At 35.7% G+C, this 16,659-nt stretch carries 17 protein-coding genes; 3 read left to right on the top strand and 14 right to left on the bottom strand.

Annotated features, from left to right (window positions below; translation table 11 throughout):
• Window positions 1-32 precede the first annotated feature (32 nt).
• The 14 genes from trpD to GXM17_RS10710 all read right to left on the bottom strand — a co-directional run bounded on the left by trpD (window position 33) and on the right by GXM17_RS10710 (window position 13,218).
• Window positions 33-1,025 (bottom strand): anthranilate phosphoribosyltransferase, encoded by a 993-nt coding sequence (trpD, locus tag GXM17_RS10775; protein ID WP_163399342.1) that lies wholly within the window; start codon window positions 1,023-1,025, stop codon window positions 33-35.
• Between the two features lie 80 nt (window positions 1,026-1,105).
• Window positions 1,106-1,513, bottom strand: a complete 408-nt coding sequence (locus tag GXM17_RS10770) for a GNAT family N-acetyltransferase (RefSeq protein WP_163399341.1) — start codon at window positions 1,511-1,513, stop codon at window positions 1,106-1,108.
• Window positions 1,514-1,598: 85 nt separating this feature from the next.
• Complete coding sequence (locus GXM17_RS10765; protein WP_163399340.1) at window positions 1,599-2,165, bottom strand: anthranilate synthase component II; 567 nt, start codon at window positions 2,163-2,165, stop codon at window positions 1,599-1,601.
• An 87-nt stretch (window positions 2,166-2,252) separates the two neighbouring features.
• Complete coding sequence (locus GXM17_RS10760) at window positions 2,253-2,693, bottom strand: hypothetical protein (RefSeq protein WP_163399339.1); 441 nt, start codon at window positions 2,691-2,693, stop codon at window positions 2,253-2,255.
• Window positions 2,694-2,698: 5 nt separating this feature from the next.
• Window positions 2,699-3,088: a tautomerase family protein gene (locus GXM17_RS10755; protein WP_163399338.1), complete on the bottom strand. Its 390-nt coding sequence runs from the start codon at window positions 3,086-3,088 to the stop codon at window positions 2,699-2,701.
• A 3-nt stretch (window positions 3,089-3,091) separates the two neighbouring features.
• On the bottom strand, window positions 3,092-4,492 hold the full coding sequence (locus tag GXM17_RS10750) for an anthranilate synthase component I family protein (protein WP_163399337.1): 1,401 nt from the start codon (window positions 4,490-4,492) through the stop codon (window positions 3,092-3,094).
• A gap of 535 nt (window positions 4,493-5,027) precedes the next feature.
• Window positions 5,028-6,305, bottom strand: coding sequence for a hypothetical protein (locus GXM17_RS10745; RefSeq protein ID WP_163399336.1), 1,278 nt, complete (start codon window positions 6,303-6,305; stop codon window positions 5,028-5,030).
• A 206-nt stretch (window positions 6,306-6,511) separates the two neighbouring features.
• On the bottom strand, window positions 6,512-7,078 hold the full coding sequence (locus GXM17_RS10740) for a YceI family protein (protein ID WP_163399335.1): 567 nt from the start codon (window positions 7,076-7,078) through the stop codon (window positions 6,512-6,514).
• 33 nt (window positions 7,079-7,111) lie between these two features.
• Window positions 7,112-7,744 carry an NAD(P)H-dependent oxidoreductase gene (locus GXM17_RS10735; protein ID WP_163399334.1) on the bottom strand — a complete coding sequence of 211 codons (633 nt, stop codon included), beginning with the start codon at window positions 7,742-7,744 and terminating at the stop codon, window positions 7,112-7,114.
• Between the two features lie 4 nt (window positions 7,745-7,748).
• Entirely contained in the window at window positions 7,749-8,210 is a 462-nt protein-coding gene (locus GXM17_RS10730) for a MarR family winged helix-turn-helix transcriptional regulator (RefSeq protein WP_163399333.1), read from the bottom strand.
• Window positions 8,211-8,521: 311 nt separating this feature from the next.
• A complete protein-coding gene (locus GXM17_RS10725; protein WP_163399332.1) occupies window positions 8,522-10,099 on the bottom strand; it encodes a glycerol-3-phosphate dehydrogenase/oxidase in 1,578 nt (525 codons plus the stop codon).
• Between the two features lie 206 nt (window positions 10,100-10,305).
• Window positions 10,306-10,785 carry a DUF6691 family protein gene (locus GXM17_RS10720; RefSeq protein WP_163399331.1) on the bottom strand — a complete coding sequence of 160 codons (480 nt, stop codon included), beginning with the start codon at window positions 10,783-10,785 and terminating at the stop codon, window positions 10,306-10,308.
• Between the two features lie 11 nt (window positions 10,786-10,796).
• Window positions 10,797-11,360: a YeeE/YedE family protein gene (locus tag GXM17_RS10715; RefSeq protein WP_163399395.1), complete on the bottom strand. Its 564-nt coding sequence runs from the start codon at window positions 11,358-11,360 to the stop codon at window positions 10,797-10,799.
• Window positions 11,361-11,799: 439 nt separating this feature from the next.
• Entirely contained in the window at window positions 11,800-13,218 is a 1,419-nt protein-coding gene (locus GXM17_RS10710; RefSeq protein ID WP_163399330.1) for an MBL fold metallo-hydrolase, read from the bottom strand.
• A gap of 233 nt (window positions 13,219-13,451) precedes the next feature.
• Here GXM17_RS10710 and GXM17_RS10705 point away from each other — a divergent pair, with 233 nt between their 5' ends.
• The 3 genes from GXM17_RS10705 (at window position 13,452) to cydB (ending at window position 16,632) form a co-directional block, all read left to right on the top strand.
• A complete protein-coding gene (locus GXM17_RS10705; protein WP_163399329.1) occupies window positions 13,452-14,042 on the top strand; it encodes an HD domain-containing protein in 591 nt (196 codons plus the stop codon).
• Window positions 14,043-14,206: 164 nt separating this feature from the next.
• Window positions 14,207-15,553, top strand: coding sequence for a cytochrome ubiquinol oxidase subunit I (locus GXM17_RS10700; RefSeq protein WP_163399328.1), 1,347 nt, complete (start codon window positions 14,207-14,209; stop codon window positions 15,551-15,553).
• A gap of 2 nt (window positions 15,554-15,555) precedes the next feature.
• Window positions 15,556-16,632 carry a cytochrome d ubiquinol oxidase subunit II gene (gene cydB, locus GXM17_RS10695; RefSeq protein WP_163399327.1) on the top strand — a complete coding sequence of 359 codons (1,077 nt, stop codon included), beginning with the start codon at window positions 15,556-15,558 and terminating at the stop codon, window positions 16,630-16,632.
• Window positions 16,633-16,659: the final 27 nt, after the last annotated feature.

The raw sequence follows: 16,659 nt of genomic DNA, 5'->3' as shown, positions 1-16,659 counted from the left end.
AAACCTGAAACCTGAAACTTGAAACTAAAAAATTATTTACTTAATTCTTGTAATTTATTCAAAGCTACTAATCCTTTTCCGGATAATAAACTTTCTTTTGCCAGTTCAAATCCTTCCAGTGGAGGACATTTTGTAACCGTTGCAATCGCCATTCCGGCATTAGCACAAACAACATTATTTTGTGCTTCGGTTCCGTTTCCTGAAATGATTTTTGTGAAAATTTCTGCCGATTCCGCAACAGTTTCACCTCCTTTGATGTCGCTTTGTTTAATTAATTGAACACCAAAATCTTCCGGATTCAGCATACCTTCTGTGCTATGTGTAATTATTTTGGTCGGTCCTGTCAAGGAGATTTCATCATAACCATCCAATGCGTGTACAATTGTAAAATTACTATCCGTATTTTGATAGAGATAAGCATACATTCTCGCCAATTCCAGATTGAAAACTCCCAGTAATTGATTTTTCGGAAAAGAAGGATTTATTAGCGGACCAAGGATGTTAAAAATGGTTCTGACTGCCAGTTCTTTACGAAGTGGTCCAACATGTTTCATAGCAGGGTGGAATAGGGGTGCGTGCAGAATACAAATACCCGCCTTATCTACACATTTTTCAAGGAAACTGGGATCGTTGCTAAATTTAACTCCCAGTGCTTCCATAACATTACTTGAACCTGTAATGGATGAAACCCCGTAATTACCATGCTTTGTGACTTTTATTCCGGCTCCGGCTGTTACAAATGATGCCAGAGTCGAAATGTTGAAAGTATCTTTTCCATCCCCGCCGGTACCCACCAAATCTATAGTGTTATAATCGGATAGGTCAATACGGATACACAATTCAGAAAGTGCTTCCCTGAAACCGATTAATTCTTCAATCGTAATGCTTCGCATCATAAATACGGTCAAAAAAGCCGAAATCTGACCTGGATTGTATTGACCGCTTGAAATATTAATCAATACGTTTTTTGCCTCTTCTTTTGTAAGCACTTCGTGATTGATTAATTTGTTTAATATTGTTTTCATTTTTTTATTTTAGTTTTTTTTGTTTCAAGTTTCAGGTTCGGTGCGAACTTGAAACTTATAAATTGAAACCTGAAACTTTTTTAATGTTCATTACCCTGATAAATCCACATGGGTTCTGTTTTTCCGGCTCTTTCAAAACCGTTTTTTCTGTAGAAATCAACTGCTCTTCCGTCGGCCGTTAACATCTGCATGTGAAAGTGACTGTATTTCTCCTGCATTTTATCCATAATCAATTTGCCGATTCCTTTTCCCTGATATTCCGGAAGCACTAATAAATGCGGATAATAAACGGTTAAGAATCCATCTGAAATAGCGTTCCCTAATCCAACCAGCTTTTTCCCTTCCCAGGCAGTCACTAAAGTTTCAGAATTTAAAAGGCCATTGTACAGTTCATTTGGTTTGCTGGCTGAACTCCATTCATTGGCTTTGTATAAAATCAAGATATCTTCGATGTTGATTTGTCTGGTTTCTGATATAGTTATTTTCATTGTTTCGTTTGTTTCAGGTTTCAGGTTTCAAGTTTCAAGTTTCACGTTAAAGCAACCTGAAACCTGAAACTTGAGACAAAAATAATTAACCCTTAATCCAGTTCTCTAAAATCCTTTTTCCGTTAGGTGTTAAAACACTTTCCGGGTGAAATTGCACGCCTCGGACATCGTATGTTTTATGGCGTAGGGACATCACCTGGCCATTTTCTTCAAATGAAGTTGCTTCTAAAACCTCAGGCAAGTCGGCATTCACCACCCAGGAGTGATAACGGCCTACTTCGAATTCATCTTCAAGACCTTCAAATAATGATTCGTCTGTAACTGCTTTTTTTACATTTGTAGCAACACCGTGGTAAACTTTATCAAGATTTGAAAGTGTTCCTCCAAAAACTTCTCCAATAGCCTGCTGTCCTAAGCAAACACCTAAAATGCTTTTTGTTGGGGCATATTTACGAATTACATCTTTCAGTAAACCTGCTTCATCCGGGATTCCTGGTCCTGGAGAAAGTAATATTTTATCGAAAGAAGCAATTTCGTCAATATCAAATTCATCGTTTCTGTAAACGGTTACTTCACATTTTAAATCTTCCAGATAGTGTACTAAGTTGTAAGTGAAACTATCATAATTGTCTATAACTAAAATCTTTTTCATAATCTTATTTGTTTCAGGTTTCAGGTTTTCTTTGTTTCACGTTTCAAACTTGAAGCCTGAAACTTGAAAACTGAAACTAATTTTTATTTATTTTTCCCGAACGTATTTTTCAGTGATAATCCGGTTTATTCCTAATTTTTCTAATTTTTCGATTCCTTCCTGAATTAAGGTGTCATTTTGGATTTTTACCACAAATTCAAACTGGTTGTTCTCCCATTGGCGGTTATTGAAATATTCAAGGTTTTCGGTGTAAATACTGTCTTTTAATGTGTATTTTCCACCTCCGCCAAAGAATACAGCATTTGTTGAATCTTTACCATTCTTTAAATCATGATTGAAAAAAGCAAAATGCGTTTCATTTATAATTTTAATCATTTTTGTCTTTGGATTGAAAGTCGAAAAAGTGGAATCATTTTCGGTTGTTTCTGCTGATATAAGGCGCCAGGTTCCTGTTAACGGAATTGTTTTTGAATTTTCGCAAGAAACAGAAAGCAACATGACAGCCAAAAAGTAAATGTATTTTTTCATTTTATTTATACGTTAATTTTATAATTTAAAATAAGTTCATCAGCACTTTTACCGCGAATTCCCCAGTTATGCATTGGAGTTTCAAATAGTGTAATCTCCACATCCATGGGAGTAATATTTAACAGCGTTTCAAATTTTTCAAAAATCAACTGATATAATTTCTTTTTTGATTCGATACTCCTTCCTTCAAAACAACTAATTTCTATAATGGTATGTTTGCTTGTTCTTCCTTCAAAATAAAAAAAGCTGTCTTCTTCAATATAAATAAAACGATGTGCCTTTTTTTCTTTTGGAAACTGAAATGCTTCAAACATACATTCGCTTAAAATTTCTGATACTTTCTCCCTTATCGGATGAAGTTCCTTTCGGATACCAAATATTTTAATTTGTCCCATTTTTTAAATTCTTTCAGCCATTTCCAAAGCTGTATTCAATGCCCTTAATTTATTGTAAACTTCCTGCATCTCACTTTCTTCATCAGAACTTGCTACAATGCCTGCTCCGGCCTGACAATGCAACTGATGGTTTTTTGAAAGAAAAGTACGAATCATAATCGCATGGTTGAAATTGCCTTCAAAATCCATAAAGCCAATTGCACCGCCGTAGAAATTACGATTTGTTTTTTCGTAGTCTTCAATCAGTTGCATCGCTCTGTGTTTTGGGGCGCCGCTTAAAGTTCCTGCCGGAAAAGTGTCGGCAACTACCTGCATTGTTGTAGCTTTATCGTGTAAGTGCCCCGTAACTTTTGAAACAAGGTGTATAACGTGTGAGAAAAACTGAACTTCTCTGTATCTTTCTACGTTAACATCATGACCATTTCGGCTTAGATCGTTTCTCGCCAGATCAACCAGCATTACGTGTTCGCTGTTTTCTTTTTTATCTTCGGATAATTTTTTTGCCAGTTCAGCATCTTTTTCATCATTTCCTGTTCTTCTGAAAGTTCCGGCTATAGGGTGAATTTCGGCTTTTCTGTTTTTTACAATAATTTGGGCTTCAGGCGAAGAACCAAATATTTTGAAATCCCCATAATCAAAAAAGAATAAATACGGAGATGGGTTGATGCTTCTTAAAGCACGGTACACATTAAATTCATCGCCTTTGAAGCCTTGCGTAAAACGACGCGAAAGAACCAATTGAAAAACGTCTCCACGGAAACAGTGTTTTTTGGCTAAGGCTACATTGTGTTTAAATTCATCATCGGTTAAGTTCGAGAAACCTTCGCCTTCTTTAGTAAATTTATAAGAAGCAATATTTCGGGATTGCAATAGCTGTTCGATTTCTGAAATATTGTTTCTTCCGTCAACACTATGGCAAAAAATATACGCTTCGTTTTTGAAATGATTGATGGCAATAATGTTTTGGTAAACCGCATAAAAAACATCCGGAATTAAGGTTGCTGAATCCTTTTTTGCAATTTCTACCTTTTCGAAATAACGGACAGCATCGTAAGAAATATATCCGAACAAACCATTGTTAATAAACTTAAAATCGTTTTTCTCGGATTTAAACTGACTCGAAAATTGCTGTATTACTTTCGGAATATTGGTTGATGCATCAATTGAAATTTGTTCCGCTGCTCCGTCAGGGAAAGTTTTCGTAATAATTTCGTTTTCAATTTTAATAGTGGCGATCGGGTTGCAGCAGATGTATGAGAAGCTATTGTCATTTCCGTGATAGTCACTACTTTCCAGTAAAAGGCTATTAGGGAATTTGTCCCTGATTTTAAAATAAATGCTCACCGGCGTAATAGTGTCTGCCAGAATTTGTTTATAGTGCGTATTAAGAGTGAAATTTTTCATTTTTTTCATTTTTTTATTTTTTGTTAATGGTAGGTACAGACGGGTTTCAAACCCGTCTGTACGAAATTCCCGTCTGTATGAAATTCCCGTCTGTATGAAATTCCCGTCTGTATGAAATTCCCGTCTGTACGAAATCCCGTCTGTACGAAATTCCCCGTCTGTACGAAATTCCAAGTCTGTACGAAATTTTCCGTCTGTACGAAATTTTCCGTCTGTACGAAATTTTTCGTCTGTATGAAATTTTTCCGTCTGTATTTTGAAATTCCTGGTTTTTTTAAAATAAAAAAAAAGGCCTGTCGTGATGACAAGCCTTTTATATTTATAGTTTTACAATACCATAGGAAGCTTTGTTCACGACGTCTGACGTAAATTCTTCCACCACCAAGTATTGTTCATTGTAATTTTCATAATCTTATTTTGATAAGGCAAATATATAAATGTAATTTGAATTAGAATGCATTCAAATCAAAAAAAAAACTTTTCTTAATTTATAAATTTGTTAAATATCTAAAAACAACAAATAGATTTTAATTGCTTATTTCCCGCTTGCAACAGCATTGTTTATTTTTGTTCTAAAGTCGGGATTTCCTTTAATATTTGGCATTATGAATAATTCGTTGCTTTTTATTTTTGTAGATTCTATTGCAAATTCATGATTGCTGTACCAGTTTTTAATTCCGGCATCATTGCTTGAAGATTCGCTTAGGATTGCACCATTACAGTTGTTGGACATGATGTTTTTTAATGTAATTTTTGATAAATTCTCATTCCCGTTTCCAATATTTCCATTTAAAAGCACAAAAGGGCTAAAACCTGAAACAACGCTGTTGGTTAAGCTGAAAAAAGTATTTTCTCCAATGTAAGCAGATTCACGAACCAATCCCTGATTGTTTTCTTCAAGGTTCACCAGTGTGATGTTGGCGGCATTAATTTTAGTCATTTTTTTAGTCATGTCCGTGTTTTCAATTTTGTCGTATGAATCAACTTCAAAACATCTTGAACCTGAAATATCAGACGAGAAAGGATGACGGATAGCGATACTGTTGCTGATATTGATTTGTGCTCCCTGGGTAAAATCAAAATCATCATCTGTAGTTCGGTACGAAATCAAGTTATTCATATTAAGATCGCCTCCGTAGCATTCAAAAGAATCGTCATTAGAATAGCTGATCTGGATATTGCTTAAAACTGTTTTTCTTCCAACCCCGGCTAATGAGAGTCCGTTAAGTTCTTTTAAAGCACTTAATTTTCTGCCTGAATATTCAATGCGTACATATTTTAATATTCCTGAATTATCTTCTGCATCCTGTCCTCCATAATGGTTTAATATCGGATCTAAGTTGAAAGGCAATGTACTTATTCCGCCTAATTTATTGATAGGAGCCTTTCCCAGAACAATAATTCCGCCCCAGTCACCAGGTCTTCTCTCTGTAATTTCTTTGTTTGAAGTAAAAATAATAGGATCCGTTTCTAAACCTTCTGCCATAATTTTTGCACCATTTGTAATTACTAATGTTCCGCAGGTTTTGTCATCGCCTCTGATAACTGTTCCGGGTTCGATGGTAAGGACAGCATTATTGGTTACGTAAACAATGCCAACAAGCTGATAAGTATTGCGTTTGGTTAGTTTGGTGTCTTTGTCAATTGTTCCTGCAATTATATTTGTAGCTTCGTTATATTCTGTATTGACTGGTTTAAAATTGGTCCAGTTATTCATCCAGTTTGATGTTCCTGTAATTCCTTTTTGCTGTTGTGCCTCAAGAGAAAATGTGCTGATAAGTGTTATAATGGCAATGAGTAATTTAGTTTTCATAACTACAATTTTTGATTTCTAGTTTTTGACTTTTAATGTTTTTTAATACGGCCAAAATTAGAGGCTGAATGTTAATCAAAATGCAGTGCTTTGTTACGAAAGGGTTACCTGAGTATTAAGAACATTATTATTATGTTGTAAAAAAAGAACCCCGGCAGTTAAATTGCCGGGGTTTCCTGAATTTCTACGTTAGTAAGCCTGAAATATTAGAATTTTAAGGTTACATCCAGTTCGAAATCGTCATTGATAGTTTTGTCTCCTAAATTTTCGAAGAAGTTACCAGAGTTGTATTTGATATCGTATTTAGTTCTGTCAACTTTGAAAGCAGTTGTAGCGGTATTTCCTTTTACAGTCATATCAAAAGTTACAGGTTTTGTAATTCCTTTGATCGTTAAATCTGCAGTTACTGTATAAACATCAGTTGCTTTAGCTCCTATAGTTTTGAAAACTAATTTTGCCGTAGGATATTTATCTGTTCCAAAGAAATCTTCATTTTTTAAATGCCCGTTTAATTTTTGCTGGTATTCTCCAGTTAAATCAGTAGCGTTTATAGAAGTCATATCTACTGTAAAACTTCCTCCTTTTAATTTATTTCCTTTAAGTACTACAGCACCATCCTTGAAGTTTACAGTTCCAGAGTGCTCTCCTGTTACTTTTTTACCTACCCATTTGATAGTAGATGCTTTTACATCGATTTTTTTTGTTTGTGCGTTTACTGAAACTGACGCTACTGCTACAAATAATGCTATTGCAATTGTTTTTAAATTTTTCATGTTGTTAAAATTGATTTTGATTGTTATTAATAATTATAATGTAATAAATAATTCTTCCTGAGATTTTCTGACTTTTTTATAATGCTGAGCATCGTCCTCTTCATGTCTGTAACCAAGAGTTGCTATTACCGAAGCATTTAATCCAAGTTTGTCAAAACCTAATATTTCATTAAAAGCAGGGGCACTAAAACCCTCCATAGGTGTAGCATCTATTCTTAGTTCTGCGGCAGCACTTAATAATGTTCCTAATGCAATGTAAGTTTGTTTTGCTGTCCAGATATTTTTGTCTTCACTTGACAGATTTGAAATAACATTATTCATCATTCCGCTGAATCCTTCCAGAGCCTCTACCGGTACACTTCTGGTTTCGCTGATGTTTTTAATGTATGCTTCAACTGATTTTGAATCAAGATTTAAGTCATTGGCAAAGATAAGCAGGTGAGAAGCTTCTGTAATCTGAGTTTGTCCCCACGCTTCAGCTTTTAATTTTTCTCGTAATTCCGGGTTTTCTACAATAACCACTTTGAATGGCTGTAACCCGTATGAAGAAGCGCTTAATCTTACAGCTTCTTTCAAAGTATTTAAATCTGCTTCAGAGATTTTTTTGGTTGCATCAAATTTTTTGGTAGCATATCTCCAGTTAAGATTGTCTAATAGTGTACTCATGATATTAATTTTTTTGGGTTCGGTACTTTTCTAATAATTGGTTTAATAATTCTAATTCTTCAGGGCTTATGTTGTCAGCAAATAAACGCTCGTGTTCATCTACCTTCGGGTCTAATTCTTTTAAAACGTCCAATCCTTTCTGGGTAATGAGAACCTCGATTTTTCTTCTGTTTCCCGGACATACATTTCGGGTTACATACTCTTTTAATAGCAGTTTGTCAACCAGTCTCGTTGTATTGCTGGTTTTGGCCAGCATACGTTCCTGTATTACACACATATTGGCAGGATTTCCTTTTTGTCCTCTTAATATTCGAAGTACATTATATTGTTCTCCGGACAGATCATACGGTTTTATCAACTCGTTGAAATGATCCAGAATCACATTTTGCGTGTACATGATATTCAGAATAACTTTTTTCGCATTATCCATCTTAACAGTGCTTTTTATAACCTCTTCAATTGTCATAGTTGTAAGCGTATAATTTGTATATACAAATGTATAACTTTTAATTGTTGTATATACAAATGTTTTATTAATTTTTTGTTAAGATTTAAAAATGCAGTTAGAACACTATGAAATAAATGCATTTTCGTACGGTTAAAATTAAAATATTTTTAGGTGTAACTACTTGATAATTTAATATTTAACTATAAATTAATGTGAATGAGTGTTACTTTTCTCTTTAAACTGAAATCTCGTTTTTTTGTAAGTCAATTTTTGTGTATAAATAAAACAAAACTTGAAAAATCTACTGTTTTGAGTTGCTTAGAAAATTTTTACCGGAATTCTGAAAGGAAAAATCCTTTAGAAATCGATTTGAAATCTGCAATCTCTTTAGAAATCCAATTTTCGTCGTGACCTAATTCTTTTGCAATTACCCTTGCTGTTTTTTCAGAAGATTCAATTGCGGCAGTCGCATCTAAGAATAATAAGCGTACGCGTCTTGCTAAAACATCATCAACGGTTCTTGCCATTTCATAGCGAACAGCCCAGACTACTTCAGCCATTGTAAATTCGTGATCAGGATGCAATTTTTCGTTTAATTCAGGTTCGTTTTGTTGTAATTCGGTTATTTTAGGAATATCAGAACCATAAATATAAAGATGATTTTCGCGATCAGCAGTAGTGGTGGGTTTGTTACCGTGAATTGGCAGATGCTCAGTTATACATTCTTTTTTAGGTAATTTTCCTGTTTTGATAGCTATATCGATAATTTCCTCAGCCATTTTTCTGTAGGTGGTCCATTTTCCTCCTGTAATGGTAATTAAGCCGGTTTTAGAAACTAAGATTTTATGACTTCTGGAAACTTCTTTAGTACTTTTTCCTTCTTCTTTTGGTGCAGCCAGCGGACGTAAACCTGCAAAAACAGACAATACATCGGCTCTGTCTGGTTTTTTTGCTAAAAATCGTTGCGCTGTTTCCAGAACAAATTGAATTTCGCTTTCCAGAGCGACAGGTTCCAGACTATGACTTTTGATTAAGGTATCTGTTGTGCCTACGACAACCCGATTATGCCATGGAACGGCAAATAAAACCCTTCCGTCTTTTGTTTTCGGAATCATGAGTGCGTGATCACCGGGTAAAAACGATTTGTCAAATACTAAATGGATTCCCTGACTCGGAACGATATATTTTTTATATACTTTATCATTGAGCTTCATTATGGCATTTGTAAAAACGCCTGTAGCATTTATGATGGCAGAACCTTTTATGTCGTATTTGTTTCCGCTTTCCTGATCTATTGCCTGTACGCCAATAACCAATCCTTTATCATCTTTTAGCAGATTGATAACTTTTATATAATTAATGACACAAGCTCCTTTTTCTACAGCAGTTTGGGCGAGATTAATTGCTAATCGTGAATCATCAAATTGTCCGTCATGATAGAGTACACCGTTTACCAATCCGTTTTCCTGCACATTCGGCAGCATTTTGATTGTTTTTTCTTTTGAGATATATTTTGAAGCACCTAAACTTAAGCTGCCCGCCAGTAAATCATAAATTTTTAATCCGATTGTGTAAAAATATCCGCTCCACCGATTGTAATTCGGAATAACAAACGATTGATTTTTGACCAAATGACCGGCGTTTTGAGCCAGTAAACCTCTTTCTTTTAAAGCCTCCATGACCAGGCTTACATTTCCCTGTTCCAGATAACGAACGCCACCATGAACAAGTTTTGTACTTCTGCTTGAAGTTCCTTTTGCAAAATCGACTGCTTCGAGTAAGATTGTTTTGTAACCTCTGCTGGCTGCATCAAGAGCAGTTCCCAGGCCGCTTGCTCCTCCGCCAATGATTATAACGTCCCAATTTTGTTTTTTTTGTAGTTTTGATAATTGTTCGGAACGGTTCATACTTTGGCTTTTATGTTTGTTTTTGGGAAAATGATCTTTAGAGCAAACTTAGCGAAAGGAAATTAAAAATTGATGGAGAAAAATGTTTAACCGCAAAGTACGCAAGGTTTTTTATAAAGAAGACTTTTATAAAGCGGAAAGTTCGCAAAGCTTTGTAAATAAACTTTGCGAACTTTGCGTATATCTTAGCGTGCTTTGCGGTTAAATCAATGAGGAAGTTTGTCCTTAATCAATCCGTAAAACCAGGTTCCGGCAATGGCGCTTATTAAAGTAACTACTATTACTGTAGCTCCAGTACCAATTTGAGCAAAAAGCGGTCCAGGACAAGCTCCTGTAATCGCCCACCCGAAACCGAATAATAGTCCGCCGTAGATTTGTCCTTTGTTGAAAGTTTTGGGCTGAATTTCAATTTTTTCGCCATCAAGAGTTTTGATATTTAATTTTTTTATCAGAAATACGGAGATCATGCCAACTGCAACTGCACTTCCGATTACGCCATACATGAAGAAAGATTCTAAGTTGAACATTTCCTGAATACGGAACCAGCTGATGATTTCGGCTTTTACGAATACAACTCCGAAAAAGATGCCGACGATTAGGTACTTAAGGTTTCCCGATACGGATTCTTTTTGCTGACTTGCGTTGATTCCTTCGCTGTCTGTATTTTTATTTTCTAAATGATTCATTTTCTAAAATTTTAAAGTGAAAGAATATGCGGCAAAATCAAAAGTGCCATGACAAAACCGCCAATCATAAAACAGATGGTGGCTACTAATGACGGCCATTGCAGGTTTGATAATCCCATAATTGCATGTCCGCTCGTGCATCCGCCGGCATAACGCGTTCCGAAACCAACTAAAAATCCCCCCACTACAATCATAATAAATCCGCGAAGTGTCAATAAACTTTCCCACGAAAATAATTGTGAAGGAACTAAACCTGAGTAATCTGTGATTCCGTAAGTGGCTAATTTTGCTGACAATTCGGGTGTGATGACAACATCATTCGGATTGGATAGGAAAAAAGCACCAATCATGCCTCCCAGAAATATTCCGAGAACGAAGAATAAATTCCAGCTTTCTTTTTTCCAGTCGTATTTAAAAAACGGAATATTTCCCGGAATACAAGCCGCACAAATATGTCGCAATGACGAACTGATCCCGAAAGATTTATTTCCGATAATTAATAAAATTGGAACAGTCAATCCAATTAACGGGCCTGCAACATACCATGGCCATGGTTCTTTTATTATTTCAAGTATACTCATATTTGTTTTAAAATTAATGTGTTTTTTTTTCTCACCATATAAGTGATGTAAGTAAATATAAGTTGGAGCTTAATTGCTGAACTTATATTAGCTCATGTAAGCGTTTATTTTTTTTACCATATAAGTGATGTAAGTAAATATAAGTTGGAGCTTAATTGCTGAACTTATATTAGCTCATGTAAGCGTTTGTTTTTTTTTACCATATAAGTGATGTAAGTAATATAAGTTGGAGCTTAATTGCTGAACTTATATTAGCTCATGTAAGCGTTTATGTTTTTTTACCATACAAGTGATGTAAGTAATTATAAGCTGGATTTTAGATTGAGCCGAACTTATATGAACTCATATAATAAGTTTAACTAGCTTATACTTAAAACGCACCGAAATTAAATGAACTTATATAACTTATATGGTAAAAAAATATGTTCAGTCTTTATGCTTTCAAAATTTTGCTCTGACAAACGAAATCTGATTTTGGGACATTTGTTTTTGATATTGCTCCAAATCCGCCTTCAACTTCAGAGAAATTTCTGAAACCTCTTGCCTGCAAAATTGAAGCGGCAATCATACTTCTGTAGCCTCCTGCGCAATGTAAATAAAAATGTTCATTAGGGTCAATATCTTTTACCCAGTCATTAATAAAAGCCAGAGGTTTGCTATAAGCATCTTCGATATGTTCTGCTTCGTATTCGGTTTCTTTGCGAATGTCGATTATTTTGTCTTTTTGAATGTCTACTTCGTTTGCAAATTGTTCAGCTGAAATTCGGTTTACATTATCTGTTTCAAAACCAGCTTTTTGCCAGGCTTCAAAACCGCCTTTCAAATGTCCGATAATTGTATCAAAACCAACACGACTTAAACGCGTTACAGTTTCTTCTTCCATACCGATTGCAGTAACTAAAATAATGGGTTGTTTTACATTGGCAATTAAAGTTCCAACCCAGGGAGCAAAATCGCCGTTGATTCCGATGTTAATGGATTGTGGAATATATACTTTACTAAAATCAGCAGCACTTCTTGTATCCAGAATTAAAGCTCCGGTTTCTTCAGCAACAGCTTCAAAATCTTTTACGTCAATCTCTTTCAGGCCATTGTGTAAAACCGATTCGAAGGTTTCGTAACCCTGTTTGTTCATGGCAACGTTCATGCTGAAATAGGCAGGGGGAGGCAACAAACCATCGGTAACTTCTTTGATGAATTCGGCTTCAGTCATATTGGCGCGCAGAGCATAATTGGTCGCTTTTTGATTTCCGATAGTTGAAACCGTTTCTTTGCTCATGTTTTTTCCGCACGCACTTCCGGCACCGTGCGCAGGATAGACAATTACATCATCAGCCAAAGTCATGATTTTATTTCGTAACGAATGAAACAAAATTCCCGCCAATTCTTCCTGAGTCATTCCGGCTGCTTTTTGAGCAAGATCAGGACGGCCTACATCACCAATAAATAAAGTGTCTCCAGAGAAAATAGCATGATCTTTTCCGTTTTCGTCAATCAGTAAAAAAGTAGTACTTTCCATAGTATGACCGGGAGTATGCAACGCTTTTATAATAATTTTACCAACTTTAAATTCCTGTCCGTCTTTAGCGACAATACATTCAAATTCAGGTTTGGCATTTGGTCCGTAAACAATAGGTGCCTGGGTTTCTTTGCTCAAATCAAGATGTCCGGAAACAAAATCGGCGTGAAAGTGCGTTTCAAAAATATATTTTAACTTAACTCCGTCACGGTCTAAACGATCCAGATAAGGCTGAATTTCCCTAAGCGGATCAATAATGGCAGCTTCTCCGTCTGATGTTAGATAGTAAGCACCTTGTGCGAGGCATCCGGTGTAAATTTGTTCGATTTTCATGATTCAAGTAATAATAATGGGATAACAAAGGTAGTTTTGTTTTTTGGTATAGTAGGTGACTAATGTTACAGAAATATGAATTTTCAGAAAAGCGTTTGACGGTTTTTACCTAAACTTAGTCAAAATTATATGAGTAGATATAAGTTATTCACCTTCAAAATTTAAATGAACTTATATAACTTATATGGTGAAAAAAAATCTGCGTAATTTTGCATTTTCCTAAAATCGTTTTTATGAACACACAAGATTTATTAGATCAAATCGCTTTTATAAAGGAAATTGATAAAGTAAAATACATCCAGCGCAAAACAAAACTGTTTAACAGTGACCGATGTGAAAATGATGCAGAACACAGCTGGCATCTGGCTTTGATGGCAATTGTTTTGTCAGGACATTCCAATGAGCCAATAGATATTTTGAAAGTCGTAAAAATGGTTCTGATTCATGATATTGTGGAGATTGACGCAGGAGATGTGTTTATTTACGATACAGCAAAAAATCATTGTAATACTGATGAAGAACGAATCGCAGCCAATCGAATATTTGGTTTACTTCCTAAAATTCAGGCCAAAGAACTAATTGCAATCTGGGAAGAATTTGAAGCCGGAGAAACCAATGAAGCCAAGTTTGCAAAATCGATGGACAGATTAGAGCCTTTATTACAAAATACTTCTAACAATGGCGGTACCTGGAAAGAGTTTGGAGTGAATTATGATAAAGTTTATGAAAAGAAAAGCGTGATAAAAGAAGGTTCAAAATCAATATGGAATTACGCTGAAGGTTTGATTAAAGAAAGTGTTGAAAAAGGAATTTTGAAGAAATAATTTTCACCATATAAGTGATATAAGTTCATTTAAAATATTTACGTTCAACTTATATTTACTTATATCACTTATATGGTTTAAAACTTTACAAATAAACTTTTTTACAGGACAGCAATTCGGGTTATAATCGGTAAATTTGTGGAACTTCATAAATAAATTACCTTATGGAAGAAATGCTCTTTTATGACCGAATGCAATTTGCCTTCACCATTACTTTTCACTATCTTTTTCCACAGCTTACAATGGGTTTATCGCTCATTATTGTGTACTTCAAGTGGAAATACCTCAAAACCAGTAACGAACAATATAATCATGCCACGCATTTCTGGATGAAGATTTTCGCCCTGAATTTTGCAATGGGTGTTGTAACCGGAATTCCGATGGAGTTTCAGTTTGGAACCAACTGGGCTAAGTTCTCAGAGTTGACCGGAGGAATTATCGGGCAGACGCTGGCAATGGAGGGAATGTTCTCTTTCTTTCTCGAATCTTCTTTTCTTGGAATCTTTTTATTTGGAGAAAAACTTCTCGGACATAAATGGCATTTTGTAACCGGATTATTAATTATGATTGGTTCCTGGGCAAGTGGGTACTTAATTATCGCCACACATTCGTGGATGCAGAATCCCGTTGGCTATGAAATTTTGGAAAATGGAAAATTTGTATTGACGAATTTTAAAGCGTTGTTCCTAAATCCGTGGTTATGGCCTTCGTATCTGCACAATCAGGCAGCTTCTCTGGTAACAAGTTCATTTGTTGTGGCCGGAATTGGCGCTTTTTATATTTTAAGCAGAAAGAATGTTTCTTTCGGAAAAATGTTCCTAAAAACCGGAGTCATTTTCGGATTGATTTCGAGTCTTGTGGTTGCAGTTCCAACAGGAGATTTGCTGGCTAAGAATGTGGTGAAATACCAGCCTGTGACTTTTGCGGCTATGGAAGGAATTTTCCATACCGAAAAGAAAGGTTCAGAGATTGTCTTAATCGGGCAGCCCGATGTGAAAGATAAAAAACTGGATAATAAAATCGCAGTTCCCAATATCCTGAGTTTTCTTACTTATGGAAACTGGGATCAGGAAATTCAGGGACTGGACCAATTTGAAGAAGACCTGCATCCAACCAATATTTCAGGATTGTATTATGCGTATCATATTATGGTCGGACTCGGAACGGTTTTTATTGGTTTGATGGTCATTTCGCTTTTTCAGTTGATCAGAGGAAAATTGTTTGAAACCAAATGGCTTTTGTGGTCGCTCATGTTTATGATGCCGTTTCCTTATATAGCCAATACAACAGGTTGGTACACTGCCGAATTAGGAAGACAGCCGTGGCTGGTGTACAATTTAATGCGGACAGCATCGGGTGCATCTCCAACAGTTTCATCCGGAAATACCTTATTTACCTTATTGGGTTTTATAGGTTTATATCTTTTGCTCGGAATGCTGTTTTTGCTTTTGGTTGGGAAAATTATCAATAAAGGACCGCATCATGTGGAACTTTCAACAGAAAAAATATAAGTATGGAATTTTTTTGGTACGTAGTTTTAATGGGAATTCTGGCTGTCTATCTGGTATTGGACGGCTATGATTTTGGAGCAGGAATTATTCATTTGTTTTTTGCGAAAACAGAGAGGGATAAAAAAGTCATTACCAATTCGATTGGGCCTTTTTGGGATGCTAATGAAGTCTGGCTGATTGCCGCCGGAGGTGTTTTGTTTTTTGCTTTTCCAACTTTGTACGCCTCGTCTTTCAGCGGATTTTATTTGCCTTTGATTATGATTTTATGGCTGCTGATTTTCCGTGCAATTGGACTTGAAATGCGCGGGCAGGTACACAACCATATGTGGGAAGCGATTTGGGACAAAGCTTTCGGAATCGCGAGTTTGCTTTTGGCGCTTTTCTTCGGAATGGCGTTGGGAAATATCGTTCGAGGGGTAAATCTCGGAATGGTAGAAAATGGTGTTTCGACACAGGAAGCGCATTATTTCTTTTTACCATTGTGGAATGCAACTTTTAGCCCGCAGGCAAATGAATTGGGGATTATAGACTGGTTTACGCTTTTCCTCGGAATTGTGAGCGTCGTTGCTTTAACGATTCACGGAGCCAACTGGATAATCTATAAAACCAATTCTGCATTGAACCCACAACTTAAAAATGTGGTTTTTAAATTGAACTTTGTTTTGCTTATTTTGGTTTTTATTTCGCTGGGAATCTGGCATTTTATAGAACCAAAACCGTTTCATAATTTTATTGAAAACCCGATTTTGTGGTTTTTTCCAATATTGACTTTTATTGGAATTGCCGGATTATTCAAAGTGCGTTCGTTTCAAAAAGACGGTTACGGATTTCTGTTCTCAACCCTGTTTTTATTAGGCGGATTTGCTTCAACAGCGGTTTCTATTTTTCCGAATGTTTTGCCTTCAACTAATAAAGTGAATCCGTCATTGACGATTTACAATACAGCTGCCGGAGAATATGGTTTAAATGCCGGTTTAAGCTGGTTTTTTATCGCTTTGTTTTTGGTAATTGTTTATTTTATTATTCAGTACCGTGTGTTTAGTGGGAAAATGGATGATGTTGGGTATGGGGAGCATTGATTTTTTTAGTTTGCCTCGAATTCACGA

This window comes from Flavobacterium fluviatile (genome assembly GCF_010645065.1).
Lineage (GTDB): Bacteria > Bacteroidota > Bacteroidia > Flavobacteriales > Flavobacteriaceae > Flavobacterium > Flavobacterium fluviatile.
Note: the sequence above shows the minus strand (reverse complement) of the source record. Positions and strands in the feature narration are given on the sequence as shown.